22 protein-coding genes and 1 pseudogene are annotated in these 20,816 nt (G+C 63.5%); 9 read left to right on the top strand and 14 right to left on the bottom strand.

Features of this window, described 5'->3' with window-relative positions:
- Nucleotides 1-52: 52 nt before the first annotated feature.
- Together TU80_RS09770 and TU80_RS09765 are read right to left on the bottom strand one after the other, a co-directional pair.
- Complete coding sequence (locus TU80_RS09770; RefSeq protein ID WP_046383058.1) at nt 53-1,861, bottom strand: monovalent cation:proton antiporter-2 (CPA2) family protein; 1,809 nt, start codon at nt 1,859-1,861, stop codon at nt 53-55.
- Between the two features lie 143 nt (nt 1,862-2,004).
- The gene (locus TU80_RS09765) at nt 2,005-2,889 is read right to left on the bottom strand and encodes an EamA family transporter (RefSeq protein WP_057004364.1); all 885 of its coding nucleotides are present in this window, start codon (nt 2,887-2,889) and stop codon (nt 2,005-2,007) included.
- 103 nt (nt 2,890-2,992) lie between these two features.
- On the opposite strand from TU80_RS09765, the gene TU80_RS09760 reads away from it, so the two are divergent.
- The 3 genes from TU80_RS09760 (at nt 2,993) to TU80_RS09750 (ending at nt 6,784) form a co-directional block, all read left to right on the top strand.
- Complete coding sequence (locus TU80_RS09760; RefSeq protein ID WP_057004363.1) at nt 2,993-3,775, top strand: AraC family transcriptional regulator; 783 nt, start codon at nt 2,993-2,995, stop codon at nt 3,773-3,775.
- 94 nt (nt 3,776-3,869) lie between these two features.
- Nucleotides 3,870-5,423: a DUF726 domain-containing protein gene (locus TU80_RS09755; protein ID WP_057004362.1), complete on the top strand. Its 1,554-nt coding sequence runs from the start codon at nt 3,870-3,872 to the stop codon at nt 5,421-5,423.
- A 41-nt stretch (nt 5,424-5,464) separates the two neighbouring features.
- Nucleotides 5,465-6,784, top strand: coding sequence for an Nramp family divalent metal transporter (locus TU80_RS09750; protein WP_046383062.1), 1,320 nt, complete (start codon nt 5,465-5,467; stop codon nt 6,782-6,784).
- 26 nt (nt 6,785-6,810) lie between these two features.
- Here TU80_RS09750 and TU80_RS09745 read toward each other — a convergent pair whose 3' ends face one another.
- Complete coding sequence (locus TU80_RS09745) at nt 6,811-7,188, bottom strand: type II toxin-antitoxin system VapC family toxin (protein WP_046383063.1); 378 nt, start codon at nt 7,186-7,188, stop codon at nt 6,811-6,813.
- Nucleotides 7,185-7,544 (bottom strand): type II toxin-antitoxin system Phd/YefM family antitoxin, encoded by a 360-nt coding sequence (locus TU80_RS09740; protein ID WP_227778671.1) that lies wholly within the window; start codon nt 7,542-7,544, stop codon nt 7,185-7,187. The genes TU80_RS09745 and TU80_RS09740 overlap by 4 nt, the downstream gene beginning before the upstream one ends.
- Nucleotides 7,545-7,655: 111 nt before the next feature.
- On the opposite strand from TU80_RS09740, the pseudogene TU80_RS31465 reads away from it, so the two are divergent.
- The 5 genes and pseudogenes from TU80_RS31465 to TU80_RS09730 form a co-directional block, all read left to right on the top strand.
- Nucleotides 7,656-7,790: pseudogene (locus TU80_RS31465) on the top strand (DMT family transporter); the annotation flags it as partial.
- A gap of 89 nt (nt 7,791-7,879) precedes the next feature.
- Nucleotides 7,880-8,050: a metallothionein gene (locus tag TU80_RS31460; RefSeq protein WP_079444133.1), complete on the top strand. Its 171-nt coding sequence runs from the start codon at nt 7,880-7,882 to the stop codon at nt 8,048-8,050.
- A gap of 76 nt (nt 8,051-8,126) precedes the next feature.
- Nucleotides 8,127-8,891 carry an AraC family transcriptional regulator gene (locus TU80_RS09735; protein ID WP_057004361.1) on the top strand — a complete coding sequence of 255 codons (765 nt, stop codon included), beginning with the start codon at nt 8,127-8,129 and terminating at the stop codon, nt 8,889-8,891.
- Between the two features lie 90 nt (nt 8,892-8,981).
- The gene (locus TU80_RS31455) at nt 8,982-9,155 is read left to right on the top strand and encodes a DUF1427 family protein (protein ID WP_017849167.1); all 174 of its coding nucleotides are present in this window, start codon (nt 8,982-8,984) and stop codon (nt 9,153-9,155) included.
- Nucleotides 9,156-9,185: 30 nt separating this feature from the next.
- On the top strand, nt 9,186-10,145 hold the full coding sequence (locus TU80_RS09730) for a quinone oxidoreductase family protein (protein ID WP_057004360.1): 960 nt from the start codon (nt 9,186-9,188) through the stop codon (nt 10,143-10,145).
- Between the two features lie 48 nt (nt 10,146-10,193).
- On the opposite strand, the gene TU80_RS09725 is transcribed toward TU80_RS09730, so the two are convergent.
- The 3 genes from TU80_RS09725 to TU80_RS09715 form a co-directional block, all read right to left on the bottom strand.
- Nucleotides 10,194-11,222 carry a purine-nucleoside phosphorylase gene (locus TU80_RS09725; protein WP_046383067.1) on the bottom strand — a complete coding sequence of 343 codons (1,029 nt, stop codon included), beginning with the start codon at nt 11,220-11,222 and terminating at the stop codon, nt 10,194-10,196.
- Nucleotides 11,223-11,236: 14 nt separating this feature from the next.
- A complete protein-coding gene (locus TU80_RS09720; RefSeq protein ID WP_057004359.1) occupies nt 11,237-12,184 on the bottom strand; it encodes a nucleoside-specific channel-forming protein Tsx in 948 nt (315 codons plus the stop codon).
- A 155-nt stretch (nt 12,185-12,339) separates the two neighbouring features.
- On the bottom strand, nt 12,340-13,278 hold the full coding sequence (locus TU80_RS09715) for an AraC family transcriptional regulator (protein WP_057004358.1): 939 nt from the start codon (nt 13,276-13,278) through the stop codon (nt 12,340-12,342).
- A 268-nt stretch (nt 13,279-13,546) separates the two neighbouring features.
- Here TU80_RS09715 and TU80_RS09710 point away from each other — a divergent pair, with 268 nt between their 5' ends.
- On the top strand, nt 13,547-14,320 hold the full coding sequence (locus TU80_RS09710) for an L-iditol 2-dehydrogenase (protein ID WP_017849171.1): 774 nt from the start codon (nt 13,547-13,549) through the stop codon (nt 14,318-14,320).
- Between the two features lie 1,099 nt (nt 14,321-15,419).
- Here TU80_RS09710 and TU80_RS09705 read toward each other — a convergent pair.
- From TU80_RS09705 to TU80_RS09675, 7 genes are read right to left on the bottom strand one after another with little or no spacing between them, the layout of a single operon-like run.
- Entirely contained in the window at nt 15,420-16,874 is a 1,455-nt protein-coding gene (locus tag TU80_RS09705) for a cytochrome D1 domain-containing protein (protein WP_057004357.1), read from the bottom strand.
- Nucleotides 16,871-17,695 (bottom strand): uroporphyrinogen-III C-methyltransferase, encoded by an 825-nt coding sequence (cobA, locus tag TU80_RS09700; protein ID WP_017849359.1) that lies wholly within the window; start codon nt 17,693-17,695, stop codon nt 16,871-16,873. The genes TU80_RS09705 and cobA overlap by 4 nt, the downstream gene beginning before the upstream one ends.
- A 44-nt stretch (nt 17,696-17,739) precedes the next feature.
- Complete coding sequence (gene nirJ, locus TU80_RS09695; protein ID WP_017849358.1) at nt 17,740-18,921, bottom strand: heme d1 biosynthesis radical SAM protein NirJ; 1,182 nt, start codon at nt 18,919-18,921, stop codon at nt 17,740-17,742.
- Between the two features lie 12 nt (nt 18,922-18,933).
- On the bottom strand, nt 18,934-19,434 hold the full coding sequence (gene ahbB, locus TU80_RS09690; RefSeq protein WP_017849357.1) for a siroheme decarboxylase subunit beta: 501 nt from the start codon (nt 19,432-19,434) through the stop codon (nt 18,934-18,936).
- Nucleotides 19,409-19,852 carry an Lrp/AsnC family transcriptional regulator gene (locus TU80_RS09685; RefSeq protein ID WP_046383070.1) on the bottom strand — a complete coding sequence of 148 codons (444 nt, stop codon included), beginning with the start codon at nt 19,850-19,852 and terminating at the stop codon, nt 19,409-19,411. Before TU80_RS09685 ends, ahbB (TU80_RS09690) begins: the two co-directional genes overlap by 26 nt.
- On the bottom strand, nt 19,845-20,333 hold the full coding sequence (gene ahbB, locus TU80_RS09680; RefSeq protein WP_057004487.1) for a siroheme decarboxylase subunit beta: 489 nt from the start codon (nt 20,331-20,333) through the stop codon (nt 19,845-19,847). Before ahbB (TU80_RS09680) ends, TU80_RS09685 begins: the two co-directional genes overlap by 8 nt.
- 23 nt (nt 20,334-20,356) lie before the next feature.
- Nucleotides 20,357-20,815 (bottom strand): Lrp/AsnC family transcriptional regulator, encoded by a 459-nt coding sequence (locus tag TU80_RS09675; RefSeq protein ID WP_057004356.1) that lies wholly within the window; start codon nt 20,813-20,815, stop codon nt 20,357-20,359.
- Nucleotide 20,816 lies beyond the last annotated feature (1 nt).

Raw genomic sequence — 20,816 nt, 5'->3', positions numbered from 1 at the left:
GAAATTGCGCCGTATTCTGTCAGAAAATTCGCAAGATCGTTCATCCGCACCATCACACCTTGTCGGACTCTTCCTCAAGACGGTCCATTTCAAACAACCGCGCCAGTTCCGCACGGGCTTCCTGGGCGGTCTGCATGACCTTAGCCGCATCGTCGTACACCGCGTGCTGGGCGGCGAGGACCTGCAGGTCGTGGTTCTTGAACCGGGTGATGCGCGCGTCGGCCTGGGCTTGGCTCAGGCCGAGACCCACCAGGGTGCGGCGGCTCATTTCCAGGCTGGAATAGAAGGTTTCGCGCACCGGTGACGCGTCGAGGTCCACCAAACGGTGGACGTGCTGGCGGTTACGGGCGCGGGCGATGATCTTCATGTGCGGATAGAGGCTGCGCACCAGTTCGGCGGTTTTGATGTTGATCTCCGGGTCATCCATCGCGATGACGAAGAACTCCGCCCGGTCGACCTTGGCCGCGTGCAGGATCTCCGGACGTTGCGGGTCGCCGTAGAACACCGGCATGCCGCCGAAACTGCGGGTCAGCTCGATGGTTTCGACCGAGGTGTCCAGGGCGATAAACGAAATGTTCTGCGCGCGCAGGATTCGCGCGACGATCTGCCCCATGCGGCCCATGCCGGCGATGACCACGCGCGGCGCATCGCTTTCGATGGTGCGGTATTCCTCGGGGACTTCCACGGGTTTGACCTTGGGCTTGAACAGCTTCGGGCAGACCAGCAACAGCAGCGGCGTCACGGCCATCGACAGGGTGATGGTCAGCACCAGGATGTCGTACAGGTGCGGTTCGAACAGGCCTTGGTCGCGGCCGATCTTGAACACCACGAAGGCGAATTCACCGCCTGCCGCCAGCACCACGCCCAGGCGCAAGGCGCTCTCGCGGTTGAGATCGCCCACCAGCCGGCCGACGGCATACAGCAGCGGCAGTTTCAAACCGATCAACAGCAGGGTCAGGCCGATCACCACCAGCGGCGAGCTGAGCAGCAGGCTGAGGTTGGCGCCCATGCCCACGCTGATGAAAAACAGGCCGAGCAGCAGGCCCTTGAACGGTTCGATCTGGGATTCCAGTTCGTGGCGGTATTCCGAGTCCGCCAGCAGCAGGCCGGCGAGGAACGCGCCCAGGGCCATGGACACGCCGACCAACTCCATCAGCCAGGCGGTGCCGATCACTACCAGCAACGCGGTGGCCGTGGACACTTCGCGCAGGCCGGTCTTGGCGACGACGCGAAACACCGGGCGCAACAGATAGCGCCCGCCGATGATCACCACGGCGATGCTGCCGAGGATCTGCAACACGTGCTGCACGCCCTGGGCCTGGGTGCTTGGGTGATCGCCCCCGGCCAGCAACGGCACCATGGCAATCAGCGGGATCGCCGCAATGTCTTGGAACAGCAGAATCGCAAAAGCCAGGCGCCCGTGGGGCTGGTTCAGCTCCTTGCGCTCGGCCAGGCTTTGCAGGCCAAAGGCGGTGGACGACAGCGCCAGGCCCAGGCCCAGCACGATTGCGCTGTTCCACGACTGGCCGAACAGCCACAGCGCGACCCCGCCCATCACCAGGCCGGTGAGCAGCACCTGGGCCAGGCCGACACCGAATACCGCCTTGCGCATCACCCATAAACGTTTTGGCGACAGCTCCAGGCCGATGATGAACAGCAGCAGCACCACGCCCAACTCCGAGAACTGCGCGACGCTTTGCGGGTTGCCGATCAGGCCCAGTACCGACGGGCCGATGATCACACCGGCGAACAGATAGCCCAGCACCGCGCCCAACTGCAGGCGCTTGGCCAGGGGCACGGTCAGCACGGCGGCGAGCAGGAACACCACGGCTGCTTGTAACAGGTTGCCTTCATGGGGCATTGCGAACTCCAAAATCTTTAAAGCCAATCAACAGGTGGCTATTAGAGCGCTTTTTACATGTCGATAATTGTGTTTTTGCAGTGTGGGATCGTGCTGGGCAGGTGATTTTTTGCTGGGCGACTGCGTTCTCGCGGGCGTGTCTTTCACTGGCTGAGTGTTTTTCCACGCGCACTGGCGGGCGTGCGGTACAACCCCACGGCCAGTCCCGTGATGATGAGCGCAATCGAGAGCAGGTTGGGCGTGGATATGCGCTCGCCGATGATCAGCATCGAACTGGTCATGCCGAACACCGGAATCAGCAGGGACAGCGGCGCTACGGTGGATACCGGGTATGCCTTGAGCAGTGAGTTCCAGCCCCAGTAGGCAAAGTGCGTGGCCAGGTAGACCTGGAACAGGATGGAACCCGCCGCCGTCAGGTCGAGGTTGGCGCCCACGTTGGCGAACGCTGCGCTGCCGTGCAGCCACCAGGCCATGAGCCACAGCGGAATCGGTGGGAACAGACTGGCCCACACCATGAACGAGAAGATCTCTTTCACGCCCGATTGCTTGATGATCACGTTGCCGACACTCCAGGCCAGCGCGCTGAAGACGATCAACAGAATACCCAGCAGCGCGTGGTCGCCGTGTTGCGTCGCGATAATCCCCGCCAAGCCGGTCATCGCGAGCACGGCGCCGAGCACTTGGGCCCTGCGGATTTTTTCCTGGAACAGCACATAGCCCCAACCCATGCTGAAAAACACGCTGAGTTGGATGATCAGCGAGGCGATTCCCGGGCTGACGCCGACCTGAATGCCGTAGTTGATCACGCCCCACATCCCCAGCCCGAAGATAAGCCCGTAAGCCGCCACATAGTGGAAGCGCACGGCGGGGCGCTTGATGAAAAACACCAGCGGCAGGGCGGCGAGGGCAAAGCGTATGCCGGTGAGGACAAAGGGGTCGATTGCACGCAGGCCCAATTTTGTCAGGGGGAAGTTCACCCCCCAGACCAACGTAACCAGCACAGCAAGCACCAGGTGTTTTTTCTGCATGGGGTTTCCTTTTAGGCAGAGTGCAGCTTCAAAGGCGTCGATGTTAGGCGGCAGGGCAATGGCCCGCTTGCTATGTCAGGTCAACTTTTGACAGAATCGGGTCATGATGCCGACTTTTGATTCCGACAGCCCCGACGCGCTGGTGACGCTGCGCGAATACCCCTCTGGCACCGTGTTTGCGCGGCACACGCACCCGCGAGGTCAGTTCGCCTACGCTTCCACCGGCGCGCTGAAAATGTTTACCGACCTGGGCAACTGGGTGGTGCCGCCGCAGCGGGCGATCTGGGTGCCCGGCGGCGTGCCCCATGAAATGCAGATGCGCGGCGATGTGGTGATGCTCAATACCTACCTGGACGCCGGCGCCGCCGCACGGGCGGGGTTGCAGGCACGCTGCCAGGTGTTTGAAGTGTCGCCCCTGCTCAGGCATCTGTTGCAGGCGGCGCTGGCCATCGAGCCTTCGACCTTACCCAATGCCAGGCAGGCCTGCGTGCTGACGCTGCTGATCGACGAGATCGGAGCGATGCCCGAGTTGCCCCTCAGCGCGCCGTTGCCCCGCGAGCCACGGCTGGCGAGCGCCTGCCAGCGTTTTCTGGAGGCCCCTACGCAACACACTTCGATTGACGAAATGGCCGCGTGGTCGAGCATGAGCCGGCGCACCTTTACCCGTCATTTCCTTGAGAGCACGGGCATGACGTTCGTCGCCTGGCGCCAGCAAGTCTGTCTGCTGGAAGCCACTGCCCGGCTCAGCCACGGCGTGTCCGTCACCGAGGTGGCGTTTGAGTTGGGCTTCAGCAGTGCCAGCGCCTTCACCGCGCTGTTCCGGCGCAACCTGGGCGATACCCCGGCGCGTTATCTGACTAAATCAAAGGCCGCGTCGTTGTTCTGAGGGGGTTGTGGCGTCCGCGCCCGTCAGGATTCACCTTCCTGCGGCTCGCCCTTTGTTACTATCGGCGTCCTTCGTCACCAGGAGTCACCGGCCCATGCAGCACCAGTGGGATGAAATGCACCGTACCCGCAAGCCTACGTTCGTACTGTGCGGCGAGCCTCAGGGGGACGTGCTCAATCTCTATGTTCACGGTTACTCGGCGTTCTTCAACCGGCAGCAACTGGGCAACTTCACGGCGCAACTGGCAAGTATCGAAGGTTCGACCAACCTGATGCTGTTCTGGCCGGCCGGGCATTTTCTGGAAAACCTGTTCGCACCGTTCAAGGACGTGATCACCGCGATGCTCGGCGGCGGCGGCCTGGGAGCGGCGACGGTAGGGGTGGGCAAGGCGATCGGGTATTTTCTCGACCATTACAAAAGTGTCGAGGCGCGGGTGGATGAAGTGGCCCGCAGCCTGTTGCCGGAATTGGCCGAATTCCTCCACGGCGAGTCGCTGCAGGTGCGGCGCATCAACCTGATCGGGCATTCCCTCGGCGCGCGCATCCTGGTCAAGAGCGTGTTGGCCAACCCCGACACTGCGCGCGAACTGCCGTTGAACCATTTGCTGTTGATGGGCGGGGCGATCTGTACGTCGAGCCCTTGGGATGAAGTGTGTGCAGCGCTTTCGGGGCGGGTGATCAATTGTCACTCCAGTAAGGATTGGGCCCTGGCGATGAAACCGGATACCGAGCGTTGCATCGGTCGCTACGCCATCCCGATCACGCCCGCGCTCAAGGCCAAGGTGACCAACGTTCACCTGGCCAGCTTCGATCACGCGGCCTATTGGCCGCAGTTGCAGACGGTGGTGCAGTACACCGACCTGCTGCAGGAGCGACGCGGCATGATCCGCGCCGACCAGCGCAGTAGCGAGGTGCGCTTTGCCGAAGAAGATGACGAACTGTTCCCGGTGCTGGTGCGGGCGCGCCCGGACGAGCTGAAGTTCCTCGCCGAATTGATCGCGCAAAAGCGCAGTGCCTCGATTGATGCCACGGTGCGCGAGCCGCTGAAGTTGGCCATCGAGTTGCAGCGCATGGGCGGCGACAGCTTCATGAACCTCGCCCGGGGGCACGGCGTGGGGTATCGCCAGATCGCCGAGGATGTGGCGCAGCGGCTGGGGATCAGGTTCGATGAACCGATGGAGACCGTCGTGCTGGCGGACATCGAAGCGCAAGTCGCGGAAAAACTCATCGAACAATACAAGGACAAACTCAGCCACGCCGACCGACAGGCGTTCGACGCCGAGCTTCAGGCGGCGGCGCAAAAGGAGCAGGGCCTGTTCCATCGCATCGATGTCGGCCGTTCGGCCGCTACGGCGTTGAGCGGTACGGCGTTGGCGGGGCTGACCGGGTTCATCCTGCGGCGCGGCGCGGCCACGGCGATTCCGCTGGTGGGCCAGGCGCTGGCGGCGGCGATGTTGCTGGTGAGCGGGGTGCGTGCATTTTCCGGCCCGGCTTATTCGATCACGACCTTGGCGGTACTGGTGATCGGGGTGATCCGCCAGCGCATGGAGCGCGAAGCGTTGAACCAGGAAATGGACCTGGTGGTGCAAGTGGTCGAAGCGTTTGACCTGCCGCGGGACACGGTGATGCGAACGGTTGCATCCGACTGATAAGCTACGGGCTTGTCTAGAGTGTTTGCCTGGGATACTGCGTGAAATTCAGCCTGCCGAAAATCGCTACCGCTCCGTTTTGCCCGCCGGAAGTGGCTGGCTCTGTCATCGTCGACCCCAAGGCGTCGTTTTTCAAACGAATGCTGATGTTTGCCGGCCCCGGCTTGCTGATTTCCATCGGCTACATGGACCCGGGCAACTGGGCCACGGCGATCGAGGCCGGCTCGCGCTACGGCTACAACCTGCTGTTTGTGGTGCTGCTGGCCAGCCTGGCGGGCATGGTGGTGCAGTGCCTGTGCTCGCGCCTGGGCATCGCCACCGGCAAGGACCTGGCGCAACTGTGCCGCGAACGCTACAGCCAACGCTCGGCCCGCACCCAGTGGGTGCTGGCGGAAATTTCCATCATCGCCACCGACCTCGCCGAAGTGCTCGGCTGCGCCCTGGCGTTTCACCTGCTGCTCGGTGTTTCGTTGACCACCGGCATTGTCATCACCGCGTTTGACACGCTCTTGGTGCTGGCCCTGCAAAACCGTGGTTTCCGCCGCCTGGAAGCGATCATGCTGGCGCTGGTTGCCACCATCGGCGTGTGTTTCTTCATCGAGCTGGTGCTGATCAAGCCCTATTGGCCGGACGTGTTCAGCGGCTTTGCGCCGTCGTTGTCGGCCATCAGCGATGCCGCGCCGTTGTACCTGGCGATTGGTATCCTCGGTGCCACCGTGATGCCGCATAACCTCTATCTGCACAGCTCGATCGTGCAAACCCGGCTGATCGGCAAAGACCTCGCCAGCAAGCAGGACGCGGTCAAGCTGGCGCGTATCGACACCATCGGCTCCCTGGCCCTGGCCTTGCTGGTCAACGCCGCGATCCTGGTACTTGCCGCCGCTGCGTTCCATAAAACCGGGCATACGGATGTGGTCGAGATCCAGGACGCCTACCATTTGCTCGATCCTCTGGTCGGCGGCGCCTTCGCCAGCATCCTGTTCGGCATCGCCTTGCTGGCTTCCGGGCAGAGTTCCACGTTCACCGGCACCATCGCCGGGCAAGTGATCATGGAGGGCTACCTCGACCTGCGCATTCCTTGCTGGCAGCGACGCCTGATCACCCGTGGGCTGGCGCTGATCCCGGCGTTCGTGGGCGTGTGGCTGATGGGCGACGCGGCCATTGGCAAATTGCTGATTCTCAGCCAGGTGGTGCTCAGCCTGCAGTTGCCGTTTGCGTTGTATCCGCTGATTCGCATGACCGGCGACGCGCGACTGATGGGCCCGTTCGTCAATCGCCTGCCGACGCGCTTGCTCGCGTGGTTTCTGTTTGCGCTGATCAGTGGCGCGAATGCGTGGTTGATCGGGCAGTGGTTGTTTTGATCCAAGGCCCGCGGTGCTGGGGCGATCTACACCAGGACCGCCAGCGATGTGTATTGGGCAACCTGCGGATCGGCCGTCAATAGCTTCATTGGTTCGCTCAGGGCGGTTGCAGCGATGAGCCGATCGAAAGGGTCTTTGTGATGAGGCTCGAGATCCTTGACCGCAATGGCGTGTTCTGACGTGATGGGGAGTTCGACGAAACCGCTTTGCAGGCAGCACTCACGGACTTCATCCAGATCGACAGTGAGTTTCCCCAGGCCGACCTTGATCGCCAGTTCCCAGAATGTGGCGGCACTGACGTAGATCTCTGCGGCATGTTCAATCAGCTTTCGGGCTTTGCTGGAGAGCTTGGGGTCATCGTTCAACGTCCACAATAGGATGTGGGTATCCAGCAGCACTCTCATGAATGAGTGCCCTGGAACGCCGCGATGAGGTCGTCGGACAAAGGCGCGTCGAAGTCATCCGGAATCACCAGCTTGCCTTGCATGGCGCCAATTCGGCGACCTTTGGATTTTCCAACAGGGACAAGCTGCGCCATCGCTCGCCCATGCTTGGCGATGGTGATGATTTTGCCGGCAGCTGCCTCATCAACCAGTTTTGACAGCGTGTTTTTGGCTTCGCCCAACGGCACTGTAATCATGGGGCTCTCCGCATATTTTGGCCAAATATAGCCAGAACTGCTGGCGCTATCAAAGACAGCCTGACCGCTGGTTGACGCCAACCGTTTTGAGCGCGACGGGTTGCGGTATATGACATCCATGGCATTGCTCCAAACAAGGATTTCGTCGAAGTCTGTCGCAGCGTGCCGGGCTTAGGAATAGTGGCCCGAAAAATCGGAATGGACCTACTTTAACCGCGAGGCGTTTTCCCCATGAGCGTGCTGATCGACCATTTCGGCTGGCTGGGCCACCCGGCCATCGAACTGTCGGGCAGCCGGATCGTGGCAATGGCCTGCCTGGCGCTAGCGCTGGTGTTCATGTACCGCAGCAACGCCCGCACCGACTGATGGGAGGAACCATCCGCGCCGGCCCGCAGTCACTGCTAAAGGTGTCGGCGCCCGCCGCACCGGGACGACCATGACGAAGGAGTCTGACCATGCCAGATACAACCTGTGCCTGCCCACACTGCAAATGTGTGCTGGGAGTGGAGGCGGTGATGAAAGACGGTAAGGGCTATTGCTGCCAGGGCTGTGCCGAACACCATGCCCATGGTGAGCCATGTGTGGCGCCGACGGGCTGCGAATGCGCCAAGTCGGCTAAAGGCTGAGCGCGGTAAAAATTCGCTCGGCTTGTCGGGCGCTGGTCATTACCATGGCCGCTCACCCTTGCCGGATGTGTTCCCCATGGCCCTGGCCACGCCCCCCGACCTCAGTGATCACGCCGTGCCCGTGCAACCGCTGGCGCGGACCTACCCGCGTGGTTGGTATGTAGAGCCCCATCGGCATGACTGGGGCCAGTTGCTCTATGCCATGAGCGGGGTGATGTGGGTCGAGACGCCACGCGAAGCGCTGGTGGTGCCGCCCCAACGCGCCGTCTGGCTGCCGCCGGGCGTGGAACACGGGATACGCGTGGTCTCGGATTTGCAGATGCGCAATATCTACCTGCGCCCGGCGTTGGCCGCGACGCTGGACAGCCAGGTGCAGGTGATTGACGTCGGCGGGCTGCTGCGCGAGTTGATCGTCACCCTGGTGGAGCAGGGCGACAGTGGCGATGCCGGCTATTACGACGCGGTGGTCGGCCTGGCCCTGCTGGAGCTGCAGCGCGCACGCCGCGCGTCAATCCGCATCGCCATGCCGCCGGAGGCCGACCGCCGCCTGGTCAATGCCTGCCAGGCGGTGATGGCGGCGCCATCCCTGGCGATTCCCTTCGAGCATCACGCCGAGGCCGCCGGTGCCAGTGTGCGGACCTTGGCGCGGCTGTTCCAGAACCACCTTGGCATGGGCTTCGCCGAATGGCGCCGCCAGGTGCAACTGGCCACGGCGGTGGCCGAGTTGATCCAAGGCCAGTCAGTCAGCGCGATCGCGCGGTCCCTGGGTTACTCACCCAGCAGTTTCAGCGACATGTTCCGTCGTGAACTCGGTGTGGCGCCGTCGCAGTACTGCGGTTGAAGGTTTGGCCGAAATCCTGAAGCACTTGGCCGATGAGGTGGGCGGTGGCTTCCTACACTAAGCGCCATCCAACCACCAGGCGCTGCCCCCATGAGTTACTTGATCTCCCTTGCCATTGGCCTCTTCGTCGGCGTGATCTACGGTGCGCTGGATTTCCGCTCGCCCGCGCCGCCGGCCATCGCGCTGGTAGGCCTGATGGGCATGTTGCTCGGCGAAAAACTGTGGCCGATGGGGCGTCAGTTGGTCAGTGGTTGGTTGTCCTGAATGTCCTTTCCCCTTTGATGGATGCCGCTCATGAAAGCGCTGCAATTTTCCGCCACCGGCGACCTCTCCACCCTGCGTTTCGTCGACGTCACCACCCCGGTGCCCGCCGCCGGGGACGTGCTGGTACAGATCAAGGCCGCCGGTCTCAACCCCAGCGACGTGAAGAATGTGCTCGGTCGCTTTCCCTACACCACGCTGCCGCGCATTCCCGGTCGCGACTTCGCCGGCGTGGTGGTCGAAGGCCCGCAGGAATGGGTCGGGCAGGCGGTCTGGGGCACCGGACGTGACCTCGGTTTCTTCGCCGACGGTTCCCACGCCCAGTACCTCACTGTGTCGGCCAAGGGCGTGGCGCACAAACCCAGCCACCTGAGTTTTGCCCAGGCCGCCAGCCTCGGTGTGCCGTACACCACCGCGTGGGACGCCCTGCAGCGCAGCGCGGTCGGCGAGGGCACGCGGGTGCTGGTCATCGGTGCGAACGGGGCCGTCGGCAGTGCGGCGTTGGCCTTGGCGAAAATCCTTGGGGCGCAGGTACTGGCGGCGGTGCGACGCCCTGAGCAGGCCGAAGTGTTGCAGGCGCAAGGTATCGCCGCGATTACCCTGGGCCAGCCGGAGGATTTGGGCGCGCAGGTCAATGCCGTGTTCAAGGGCGGCGCCGATGTGATCTTCGACACCACGGGGTTCTGGTTGCCCGCCGCCGTGGCGGGGCTGGCGCCGTTCGGGCGCATCGCGATCATCGCCGCGCCGGTCGACGGTCAGGTGCAACTGCCTGCCCTGGCCCTGTATCGCAAGGGCGGTTCGGTGGTGGGGATCAATTCGTTGCTCTACAACTGCGAACAATGTGCGGTGATGCTGGAGCAGTTCGGGCACTTCTTTGACGAAGGGTTGCTGCCGCTGCCGAGCGGCCTGCGCGAAGTGGCGTTGGCCGAGGGTGTGAAATGCTTCGAGGAGGTGAATGTGGGCAGCGCCGATAAGATCGTCTTGCTGCCCTGACGCGCTTGAACAGGTGGGAGCAAACCCGCTCCCACCGGTGGTTTTTGACTAGGCGTCGGGCACGCCTTTTTCCCACGCCGACCAGTGCTTCAGGATCGCCTGGACCAACGGGTTGCCCGTGCGGTACAGGTTCTCCAGCGCCGGCACGAAGCCGCCCTGGTCCGCATATTTGAGCAGGTTATCCACCTCGCTGTAGCCCGGATAAGGTCGGTCGAAATCCGACCCGGCGCGCACCACCGCCAGGCGCTGGATATCCACCAGCCCTTCGCGACTGGCGCGCAGCAGGGCTTCATAGGTGGAGTTGTCTTCCTGCTGGGTGGTGCAGTATTCGCCTTGGTTGTCGGTGAGCAACCGCGTCCAGACTTCGGCGCGCTCGCTCAGGCGCGTGCCGGAGAACCAGGTGTTGCCCGCCAGGGTGTCGCAGCGGGTGACTTGCGGCGGTTGGTTGGCCGGTGCCGCAGGGTAGTGTTTGCGCCAGGCGCTGGATTCCGGGCTTTCCGTCAGCTCAACCTTCTGCGACAGGGCAAACGCCTTGGCCTGCAGTTTCGGGTTCAGCTCGAACACTTCGGTCTTGTAGTCCAGCGGCGGTTTTTCGTTCGGACCCTTGGTGTTGATACCGATGTAGCCGGTCGGCCAGTCTTTGGGCGCGTCCCGCGAATCGATTTCCCACTGGGTGCCGAACTCCACCAGGTAATGCGCCCAGGCGGTGGTGCCGAGGGTGCCGTGTTTGGGGCTGATGCCAGCAATCCCGGCGATCAGAAAGTAGCTCTGGCGCAGGTCGAACTTGGGTGACAGCGCCAACGCCAGGGTGGAGGCGGCGGCGTTGGTCTGGCCCATGCCGGTCACCAGCAGGCAGACGTCTTCGGTATTGCAACGAATCACCGGGTATTCGGCAGACAAGCCCGGCACGCGGACTTCCTGCTTGAGCGCCAGGCGATCGATCCAGGTTTGCGCCTCGGGGGCGAACATGGTGATCAGCATCACCTTGGGCTTGATCGGCGCAGGCGCCTGCGCCAGTACCAGGTGGGGCAGCAGCGCCAGGCCGACGGCCAGCGAGACACGGGTAAACAGACTCATCTAAAACTCCTTGATCAGAATTGGTAGCCTACGCCGGCGTAGTATCCCCAGCCGTTGGAGCGGGCGCGGAAGTTACCGTCGCCGAAATTCAGCTCGCTGCCATCCTCCCAGTTACCGCCGTTGTGAAAGTAACGACCGACCAGAGTGAAGCGCAGGTGGGTGAACGAGTACAGCAGCACGTTGGTCGCCACCAGCGCGTTGGCGGTGCGCGCCGGGTTGTCCTTGTGCAGGTCCGAGCCGAAATCGTAGTTGGTGAAGCCGATATAGGTCAGCGAGGCGCCGTTGTCGAACGTGTCGATGGGCACAATGTACTTCATCTGCGCGCGGTAGCCGTCCCATGCGTATTCATTGCTGGCGCCATAGTTTTCCCATTGGTAACGCCCATAAAAGTTCGCCGACAGGTTGACCCGCGAGTGGGTGTCGATGTCGGTGCCGAGGCCGCTGTATAGCGTGTTGGCACGGTTGGCGGTGTTACTGCCGTGGTCGTAGATCCAGTCAAAGGCCACGTACCATTCCTTGAACGGGCCGATGGCCAGGCTGCGCCCCGCCAGGTAGTCGATGGAGATCCGTGGCTCGTGCTCCATGAACAGCGGCGAGCCATGATCCCATGCGCCTTTGTCATTACTGTTACCGATGCCGAGAATCTTCGGCACGTCGATATAACCGTACAGCTCGAAGGGACCCTTGCGGCCGAAGTACTCGTATTCCAGGTAGACGTCATCGGCCGGCTTGGGGCCGAAGCTGATGTCTTTGCTGCCGATCAATGTCAGGTCCTGGTTGAACCAGTCCGACAGGTACACGCCTTTTTTCGCCGGGCTGGCTTCAGGGCTCAGGGTTTCGCCCTGTGCTGAGTCATCGACGGGTTGTTCCTGCGCCAGAATGGGCGGGCTGAGTACTCCCGTAACGGCGCTCAATAGCAGGGAAACACCAAAGGAAGCGGAATGCCTTGAGGTGGAGTGCATTGAAAATCCCTATTCAGTTGCGGTTTAGACCCGATTCTTCGGGTTGAGGTGAACTTGGCGGCCAAGTTCGTTCCGCAAACGTTTGCACAAGCTGTACCAACTTTACTCAATGGGCTGAATAGATTGGGAAAAATCCTAATTAATCGACCATTTGGTCAGTATTGACGCGGTGTCATTTTTTCGCTGCGCTGGAACAGGTGCATGGCCGTTTCGCGCCGATATTCGCTGGGCGTCTGGTGAATTTCGATGCGAAAGTGCCGGTTGAAATTGGACAGGTTGGCGTAGCCCACTTCAAAGCAGATCGCCGCCACGGACAGCTCGCTTTGCAGCAACAGCCGGCACGCCCGCTGTATGCGGAACTTGCGCATCAGGTCGATAAAACCGTGACCGGTGTTGCGCTTGAAGAAGCGTGAGAAGCCCGCTTCGCTCATCTCCAGTTGCCGGGCGATTACCGACAGGCGCACATCGCCGGTCAATTCGCGCATCAGGTAGTCGAACGCCTTGTTGATGCGCTCGGCGCTGCGCGCGTCCAGGGTCGGCGCATAGCACGGGCTGGCCAGGGCCTGCACCTGCGGCGGCGGGGCGTTCTTGAGGGTGTCGAGCAGTTGCAGGAACAGGATCAGGCGTTGCAGGCCGTGGGCGCTGCCGATGTCTTCCAGCAGGCGGGCCGCTTGCACAGCGGTTTCGCCGCTGAATGCCAGGCCGCGCCGGGCCTGTTCGAACAACGGCTGCACGTCGCCGAGTTCCGGCAGGGTCTTGCGCAGGGCGAGGAGGGCGCTGCCGTCGAATTGCAGCACCACATCGCGGCCGTTCAGGTGTTCGCCGGGGGCCAGGTCGCCGATCCAGTCGTGGGGCAGGTCCGGGCCGATCAGCGCAACATGCCCGGCACCGAATGCGCCGATGTAATCGCCCGCCACCAACTTGCCGCTGCCTTGGCGGATCAGGTGGATCTCGAATTCCGGGTGGTGATTCCAGCGCGCCAGTTCGTAGGGGTAGTCATGTTCGAACCAGCGAAAACAGTGTTCCGGCTCGGGCAGGATCACTTCGAGTTCCGCGGGGCGGTGTTCGAACAACTCGGCGCGGCTGATGGGCATGGTGATGCCTCTTGTACTTGGGGAATTGCGCCAAAATACGCGTGTTGGCGACAGCCGCGCTACCGAAGCTTTCGCCCGATACTGATACTTTTTTGATCCCGGGCCTGCGGTTAAAAAAGTATCGGTCGGGCATTCGCCACGGGTTTGTGAGGGCCCGGCCAAGCTGCTGTAATCGGCCCTCGACCATAAAAACAAGCGGTGGACACCGCCGAGCACGAGATCAAACGCGCCGGTTATCCCCCATCAATGCCCGAGGGACACGCACCCCATGAAACGACTGGAAGGTAAGAGCGCGCTGATCACCGGATCGGCGCGAGGCATCGGTCGCGCCTTTGCCCAGGCCTATATCCATGAAGGCGCCACGGTTGCCATCGCCGATATCGACCTGCAGCGGGCCCAGGCCACAGCAGCCGAACTGGGCCCGCAGGCTTACGCGGTGGCAATGGACGTCACCGACCAGGCGTCGATCGACGCCGCGATTGCCGCCGTGGTGGCCCATGCCGGCCAGCTGGATATTCTGATCAACAACGCGGCGCTGTTCGATCTGGCGCCGATTGTCGACATCACCCGCGAGAGTGTCGAGCGGCTGTTCTCGATCAACGTCGCCGGCACCCTGTTCACCCTGCAGGCCGCGGCCCGGCAGATGATCCGCCAGGGCCACGGCGGCAAGATCATCAACATGGCCAGCCAGGCGGGGCGGCGTGGCGAGCCGCTGGTCGCGGTGTACTGCGCGAGCAAGGCGGCGGTGATCAGCCTCACCCAATCGGCGGGGCTGAACCTGATCAAGCAGGGCATCAACGTCAACGCCATCGCCCCGGGCGTGGTCGACGGCGAGCATTGGGACGGGGTGGACGCACTGTTCGCCAAGCACGAAGGCCTGGCGCCGGGCGAGAAGAAGCAGCGAGTAGGCGACGAGGTGCCGTTCGGACGCATGGGCACCGCTGAAGACCTCACCGGTATGGCGATCTTCCTCGCGTCGAAGGACGCCGACTATGTCGTCGCCCAGACCTACAACGTCGATGGCGGGAACTGGATGAGTTAGGTCATACACCGATCAACATGTGGGAACGAGCATGAGGCTGCGATAGCGGGCTGTCAGCCAGCAAAACTGTCAGCAGTACCGGCCCCGTCGCAGCCTCGCCGGGGCTCGACACCTCCCACAGTAGATCGCCATGTCAGCCCGCAGCGCGGTCTCCTTGTGGGAGCTGTCGAGCTTCAGCGAGGCTGCGATAGCGGGCTGTCAGCTAGCAAAAAAGTCAGCAGTACCGGCCCCGTCGCAGCCTCGCCAGGGCTCGACACCTCCCACAGTAGATCGCCATGTCCGCCCGCAGCGCGGTCTCCTTGTGGGAGCTGTCGAGCTTCAGCGAGGCTGCGATAGCGGACGGTCAGCCAGCAAAACTGTCAGCAGTACCGGCCCCGTCGCAGCCTCGCCAGGGCTCGACACCTCCCACAGTAGATCGCCATGTCCGCCCGCACCGCGGTCCCCTTGTGGGAGCTGTCGAGCTTCAGCGAGGCTGCGATAGCGGACGGTCAGGCGCCAAAAATATCAGCAGTACCGGCCCCGTCGCAGCCTCGCCGGGGCTCGACACCTCCCACAGTAGATCGCCATGTCCGGCCGCAGCGCGGTCCCTTTGTAGGAGCTGTCGAGCTTCAGCGAGGCTGCGATAGCGGACGGTCAGGCAGCAAAAAAGTCAGCAGTACCGGCCCCGTCGCAGCCTCGCCGGGGCTCGACACCTCCCACAGTAGATCGCCATGTCAGCCCGCAGCGCGGTCTCCTTGTGGGAGCTGTCGAGCTTCAGCGAGGCTGCGATAGCGGGCTGTCAGGCGCCAAAAATGTCAGCAGTACCGGCCCCGTCGCAGCCTCGCCAGGGCTCGACACTTCCCACAGTAGATCACCATGTCCGGCCGCACCGAGGTCTCCTTGTGGGAGCTGTCGAGCTTCAGCGAGGCTGCGATAGCGGACGGTCAGGCAGCAAAACTGTCAGCAGTACCGGCCCCGTCGCAGCCTCGCCGGGGCTCGACACCTCCCACAGTAGATCACCATGTCCGCCCGCAGCGCGGTCTCTTTGTGGGAGTTGTCGATTTCCATTTCAACCCATGCCGGGGTTTCCTCGCTGGCGAGCAGGTGCCCGGCGCGAGGTTCAGTGTGATGTGCCTTCGGCAAATTCGACTTTGTTGCCCACGTTGTACTTGCCCGACGGTTTGTTCATCGGGATGCGCTTGATCTCCTTGAGTGTCTGGCTGTCATAGACGATCAACGCCCCATCGTTGGCCCAGATGCTCAGCAACAGGTAGCGGCCGTCGCGGGTGAATTCCACGTGGGCGGCGGTCTTGCCCGGCATTGGGCGTAGGGTGTGGGCGATTTCCAGGGTCTGTTTGTCGATCAGGTGAATCGCATCGTTGTCCGGCCCGAAAAACACATCGCTCCACACATAGCGCGAATTGGCATGGCTGCGCATGAAAAAGCCCGGGCCGAGGGTGGGGATCTGCTTGATCAGCTTCCAGGTCTTGAGGTCGATCACCGAGATTTGCCCCTTGCTGATATTGGGCGTGGCAAACACCCACTCACCGTTGCGCTGCCAATACGTCCCCGAGCCCAGGTGCGGCATGCCGGACAGTGGGATGTCGGTGACCACGTGGCCGGTGTCCAGATCGATTACCTGGCCGCCGCCGGCCTTGCGTGAGGTGGCGACCAGTTGGCGATAATCCGGGGAAAACGAAAAGTCATCGAGCACGTCCTGGGCCTGGATGCGCCGCGGTTCGAAGCTGGGTCGGGCGGCGGCATAGGACAGTTCCCAGACTTCATTCACGTCCTTGAGTGCCACGATAAAGCTGTTGCGCGGCGGGGCGGTGTACACCGCGCTGACCCGCGACGCGGTGTCGAGGGTCTTGACCAGCGACAGGTCGCGGGCATCCAGCACCACCAGGTTGCCCGGCAGGTAATTGCCCACCAGCACCCAGCGCCCGTCCTTGCTCACCGCGAGGTTGCGGGTGTTGAGCGCCACGCGGGTTTCGGCGATCAGCTTGAGGTTGTGCAGGTCGTACAGGCTGATCCAGCCGTCGCGCGAGGCGAAGTACACAAAGCGCCCATCGGGGGAAAATTTCGGCCCGCCGTGGACCGCGAAATGGGTCGGGAAGCGGTCCAGCACGGCAAAGGTGTCACCGTCGAGAATGTCGATGTGATGGTCGCCGGACTCCACCACCACAAACAGGTTGAGCGGGTCGGCGTGATGCTGAGGCGTAGTCGGCAAGCGGCTCAGGTCTGCCAGCAGGGTGTGGCTGTTATGGATGTCCTGCTCGTTCCAGGTCGCCGGTGTGGCAGGCGGTTGCTGCAGGAAATTCGCCAGGCCGTCGATCTGCGCAGCGCTCAACTGTGGTGCAAACGCCGCCATCTGACTGGCCGGGCGCCCTTGCTCGATGACCTTGCGCACTTCCTCCGGCTTGATCCGCCCCAGGCTTTCCGGCAGTAACGCCGGGCCGCTGGCGCCGATGCGGTTGACGCCATGGCAGCTCGCGCAGTGACGCTGGTAGTCCTCGGCCGGCGTGCCGTGGGCGGCGGCGGCCCAGAGCAAGGGCAGCAGTAGCAGGCGTTTCATACCGCCACCGCTTCGCGGGCCGGCGACAGGCTGGCGGGGAAGTGCAGGGCGGCTCCGGCGAACAGGTTGACCACATGGCCGATCACCGTCAGGGTCGGCACACCGGGTTCGCAGTCGGCGGCCATCGTCGGCAACTGGCGTAGGGTGCCACGGGCCACCTGCTGGTCGGCTCGCGCGCCGTTGCTGATCAGCGCCGCTGGGGTGTCCGCCGGCAGGCCCGCCGCCACCAGGTGTTCGGCGATCAGCGCGAGGTTCGACAGGCCCATGTAGAACACCAGCGTCTGGCTCGGCTCGGCAAGGCTGGCCCAAGGCAGCTTCAACGCGCCGTCGCGTTGCAGGTGCCCGGTGACGAAGCGGCAGGAGTTGACCAGATCGCGGTGGGTCAGGGGGATGCCGGCATAGGCGCTGCACCCGGACGCGGCGGTGATGCCCGGCACCACCTGGCAGGGCACGCCTCGGGCCAGCAGGTATTCCAGCTCTTCGGCGCCACGGCCGAAGATAAACGGGTCGCCGCCCTTGAGGCGCACCACCCGTTGCCCCTGGTCGGCCAGTTCGGCCAGCAGTTCGTTGAGTTGATCCTGGGGCAGGCTGTGACAGCCGCTGGCCTTGCCGACGTAATGGCGCGCGCAGGTCAGCGGGATCAGCGCCAACATCTCGGCGCTGATCAACCGGTCGAAGACCACCGCATCGGCCTGCATCAGCAGGCTCCAGGCCCGCAGGGTCAGCAGGCGCGGGTCGCCGGGGCCGGCGCCCACCAAGGCGACTTCGCCGGGGTGGAAGGGGCTGTGCAAACTGGCAGGTAAGGTGGTCGGAGTGTGCATGAGACGTCCTTGATACATCATCAGGTAGGCTGCCCCCGGTTGTGTCACCGGGTGGTCGAGCAAGGGATCAGGTTGCGAGGCTGCAGGGCGATCTCGGCGTCGCTGAGGTGGCAACCCGGATCGGGGCCCCAAAGGTCGCCGTTGGCCCAGGCGCGGGTGCGTGTGTTGCCGTTGCAGATCGGCAGCCAGCGACACTCGGCACACCGCCCGCCGATGGTCCGCGGGTGTTCGCGCAGGCGCAGCAGCAACGGGTCGGGCCGGTCCAGCCAGAGCTGGCGGAACGTGGTGTTGCGCACATTGCCCACCGAGTGCTGCCACCAGTACGTGTCGGGGTGTACCTCGCCGGTGTTGTCGATATTGGCGATGCCGCTGCCCGACGCATTGCCGCCCCAGCCGTGCAGCAGGTGTTCCAGCTGCGGATAATGCTCGGGCAGATGCTGGTGGACCCACTGCAGCAACAGCACGGCGTCGGCGTCGTTGTTGCCGCTGACGAAGTCACTGTCGACGCCGTTTTCGATGTCGTGCCAGGCCTGCTGGAAAATCAGCGTCATCGCATCGCGGCTCATCTGCCGGTGCGCGTCCAACTGCCGGCTGCGTTTGCCGCGCCCGCTGTAGTTGAGGTGCGACAGGTAGAACTTCTGCACATCGTAGTCACGCATCAGCGCCAGCAGTTGCGGCAACTGCCCATGGTTTTCCTGGGTCAGGGTGGTGCGCAGGCCCACGCGAATGCCGGCCTCGCGGCACAGACGGATGGCGTGCATCGAGCGCTGGAAGCTGCCCTGCAACTGGCGAAACGCATCGTGGGTCGCCTGCAGGCCGTCAATGCTGATGCCCACGTAGTCGAAGCGCGCGTCGGTGATCTGCTGGATATTGTGTTCGTCGATCAGCGTGCCGTTGCTCGACAGCGCGACGAAAAAACCTTTGTCCCGGGCATAGGCGCTGAGCTGGAACAGGTCTGCGCGCAGCAGCGGTTCGCCGCCCGACAGAATCAGCACACGCACCCCGGCCGCGTGCAAATCGTCGATCACCTGGAGCGCCGCCGGGGTGTCCAGTTCATCGCGGAACACGCTGTCGGCGCTGGTGGCGTAACAGTGTTTGCAGGTGAGGTTGCAACGCCGCAGCAGGTTCCAGATCACCACCGGCGGCCGCTCCTTGCCGGGCGGCGAGGTGCGGGGCGGCGGGCATTTTCCGGCCAGGGTACGCAGGTACTGACTGATCCGTAGCATAGGACGCTCCTTCTAAGGTGCCGGCGTCAGGCGCAGGCCGGTTTTTTTCAGGATGCGGCTGCTCACCAGCATCTCGTCGCCGCGGCAGGCATCGCCGAGCAGGAACCGCAGGTGTTCGCGGTAGCTGTCGATTTCCTCGCGGCTACGCCCATGCACCATGGCGAACAGGTTGTAGGGCCAGTCGGGACGGCGCGGGCGGCGGTAGCAATGGCTGACAAACGGCTGCGCACCGATCAATTCGCCCAGGCGCGGCATCTGCACGTCGGCCACGTCCCACACGGTCATGCCGTTGTGGCGATAACCCAGGCGGTAATGGTTGGGCACGGCGGCGACACGCCGGATCGCGCCTTCAGCCTGCAGGTGCTTGAGCAAGTCGAGGGTCGACTCGACGCTGATGCCCAACTGCTCGGCGAGCCAGGCCCAGGGATCGTCCAGCAGCGGCAGGCCACCCTGGGTGAGGGCGACCAGGCGCAGGGCCAGGTGGTGGTCAGACCGGGAAATACAGACCGACATGGTAGGTTTGCTCCTTCGGCAGATTGAGCACCGCCAACCCCGTCAGGGTCTCGATGCGGGACAGCGTGGCGGCCAGTTCGGCCTCGGTGCCGCAGGCCAGCACGAACCACATGTTCCAGCGGTGTTCGCGGCGGTAGTTGTGGGCCACCTGGGGCAGCGCGTTGAGTTGTTCGGCGACCGCGTCAAAGCGCGCGTCGGGTACGGCCAGCGCGGCCAGGGTGAAGGCGCCGCCGAGGCGCTCGACATCGAACATCGGCCCGAAGCGCGTCAGCACCCCGTCTTCGAGCAGGTCGTGCAGGCGGTCGAGCACTTCACTCGGGTGGCTGTGCAGTTCCTGCGCCACCTGCCGCCAGGGTTCGCGCACCAGCGGCAGGCCGTGTTGCAGGCGATTGATCAGGCGCCGGTCGAGATCATCCATGGGCCCATACCTGCGACGACGGCGGCGTAAAGCGCCCGCCGCATTGCTTGAAGGCGTGGGTGCTGAACAGCAACTGGTGCGGCAGGTCACTCAGTTGCTGCTGTTCCAGCATCCGCTGGATATGCGCCGTGACCTCCTCGCGTTCGCGGCCATGCACCATGCAGAACAGGTTGTAGCGCCACTGCGGCAGGCGGCGTGGGCGCTGGTAACACAGGTTGACACCGGGCGCGCGGCCCAGGCGGTTGCCCACTTCGTCCACCAGCGCATCGGGCACGTCCAGCACCAGCATGGCATTGGCGACAAAGCCCAGGGCGCGGTGATTGAGCACCAGGCCGACACGGCGGAACAGGCCCTGGTCCTGCCATTGCTGCATCTGCTGCAACACCTGGTCGTGATGCGCGCCGATCTGTTCGGCGAGGTTGTCGTAGGGCCGCGAGACAAGAGGCAAGCCGCGTTCCAGGCATTGGCGCAGGTCGAGCATTTGCTCTTGGCTCAGCGGGATGATCACGGATGCGCTCCCAGGGAGAACCCGAGGTCGATGCGATAGGCGGTGAGCATCGGCAGATCCAGGGGAATGAGGCCGGTGTCTTGTTCCAGCTCGTCGAGGATCTGTCGCAGGTGCTGACGGTGTGGGCCGGTCAACACGAACCACAGGTTGTACTGATGCTCGCGCGCATAGTTGTGGTTGACTTCCGGGTACTGGCTGACGCGCCGTGCCACCTGTTCCAGGCGTTCGACCGGCACCGCCAGGGCAGCCAGGGTGCTGGCGCCGGCGCGGGTGTGTTCGAACACCGGGCCGACCCGCGACAGCGAACCGGCCAGTTCCAGGCGGTGCAGGCACCTCATCAATTGGGCCTCGCTGCAGCCCAGCACCTGGGCCATTTCGCGATAAGGTTCGGCGCACAGCGGCATGCCGTGCTGGTAACGTTCGATCAATTGACGGCTAAGCAGGTCAAGGTCCATC

Origin of the sequence: Pseudomonas veronii (assembly GCF_001439695.1) — a bacterium.
Lineage (GTDB): Bacteria > Pseudomonadota > Gammaproteobacteria > Pseudomonadales > Pseudomonadaceae > Aquipseudomonas > Aquipseudomonas veronii.
Note: the sequence above shows the minus strand (reverse complement) of the source record. Positions and strands in the feature narration are given on the sequence as shown.

Bases quoted from the DNA above. Each gene is read 5' to 3' on its own strand.
- TU80_RS09725 (WP_046383067.1), bottom strand. From the start codon at position 11,222: ATGAGTCTGTTTACCCGTGTCTCGCTGGCCGTCGGCCTGGCGCTGCTG.
- nirJ (WP_017849358.1), bottom strand. From the start codon at position 18,921: ATGCTACGGATCAGTCAGTACCTGCGTACCCTGGCCGGAAAATGCCCG.
- TU80_RS09685 (WP_046383070.1), bottom strand. From the start codon at position 19,852: ATGGATGATCTCGACCGGCGCCTGATCAATCGCCTGCAACACGGCCTG.
- TU80_RS09715 (WP_057004358.1), bottom strand. From the start codon at position 13,278: ATGCCCATCAGCCGCGCCGAGTTGTTCGAACACCGCCCCGCGGAACTC.
- TU80_RS09710 (WP_017849171.1), top strand. From the start codon at position 13,547: ATGAAACGACTGGAAGGTAAGAGCGCGCTGATCACCGGATCGGCGCGA.
- ahbB (WP_017849357.1), bottom strand. From the start codon at position 19,434: ATGTCGGTCTGTATTTCCCGGTCTGACCACCACCTGGCCCTGCGCCTG.
- TU80_RS09705 (WP_057004357.1), bottom strand. From the start codon at position 16,874: ATGAAACGCCTGCTACTGCTGCCCTTGCTCTGGGCCGCCGCCGCCCAC.
- TU80_RS09760 (WP_057004363.1), top strand. From the start codon at position 2,993: ATGATGCCGACTTTTGATTCCGACAGCCCCGACGCGCTGGTGACGCTG.
- TU80_RS09755 (WP_057004362.1), top strand. From the start codon at position 3,870: ATGCAGCACCAGTGGGATGAAATGCACCGTACCCGCAAGCCTACGTTC.
- TU80_RS09735 (WP_057004361.1), top strand. From the start codon at position 8,127: ATGGCCCTGGCCACGCCCCCCGACCTCAGTGATCACGCCGTGCCCGTG.
- TU80_RS31460 (WP_079444133.1), top strand. From the start codon at position 7,880: ATGCCAGATACAACCTGTGCCTGCCCACACTGCAAATGTGTGCTGGGA.
- TU80_RS09675 (WP_057004356.1), bottom strand. From the start codon at position 20,815: ATGGACCTTGACCTGCTTAGCCGTCAATTGATCGAACGTTACCAGCAC.
- TU80_RS09730 (WP_057004360.1), top strand. From the start codon at position 9,186: ATGAAAGCGCTGCAATTTTCCGCCACCGGCGACCTCTCCACCCTGCGT.
- cobA (WP_017849359.1), bottom strand. From the start codon at position 17,695: ATGCACACTCCGACCACCTTACCTGCCAGTTTGCACAGCCCCTTCCAC.
- TU80_RS09740 (WP_227778671.1), bottom strand. From the start codon at position 7,544: ATGGATGTCATATACCGCAACCCGTCGCGCTCAAAACGGTTGGCGTCA.
- TU80_RS31455 (WP_017849167.1), top strand. From the start codon at position 8,982: ATGAGTTACTTGATCTCCCTTGCCATTGGCCTCTTCGTCGGCGTGATC.
- ahbB (WP_057004487.1), bottom strand. From the start codon at position 20,333: ATGCTCGACCTGCGCCAATGCCTGGAACGCGGCTTGCCTCTTGTCTCG.
- TU80_RS09770 (WP_046383058.1), bottom strand. From the start codon at position 1,861: ATGCCCCATGAAGGCAACCTGTTACAAGCAGCCGTGGTGTTCCTGCTC.
- TU80_RS09765 (WP_057004364.1), bottom strand. From the start codon at position 2,889: ATGCAGAAAAAACACCTGGTGCTTGCTGTGCTGGTTACGTTGGTCTGG.
- TU80_RS09745 (WP_046383063.1), bottom strand. From the start codon at position 7,188: ATGAGAGTGCTGCTGGATACCCACATCCTATTGTGGACGTTGAACGAT.
- TU80_RS09720 (WP_057004359.1), bottom strand. From the start codon at position 12,184: ATGCACTCCACCTCAAGGCATTCCGCTTCCTTTGGTGTTTCCCTGCTA.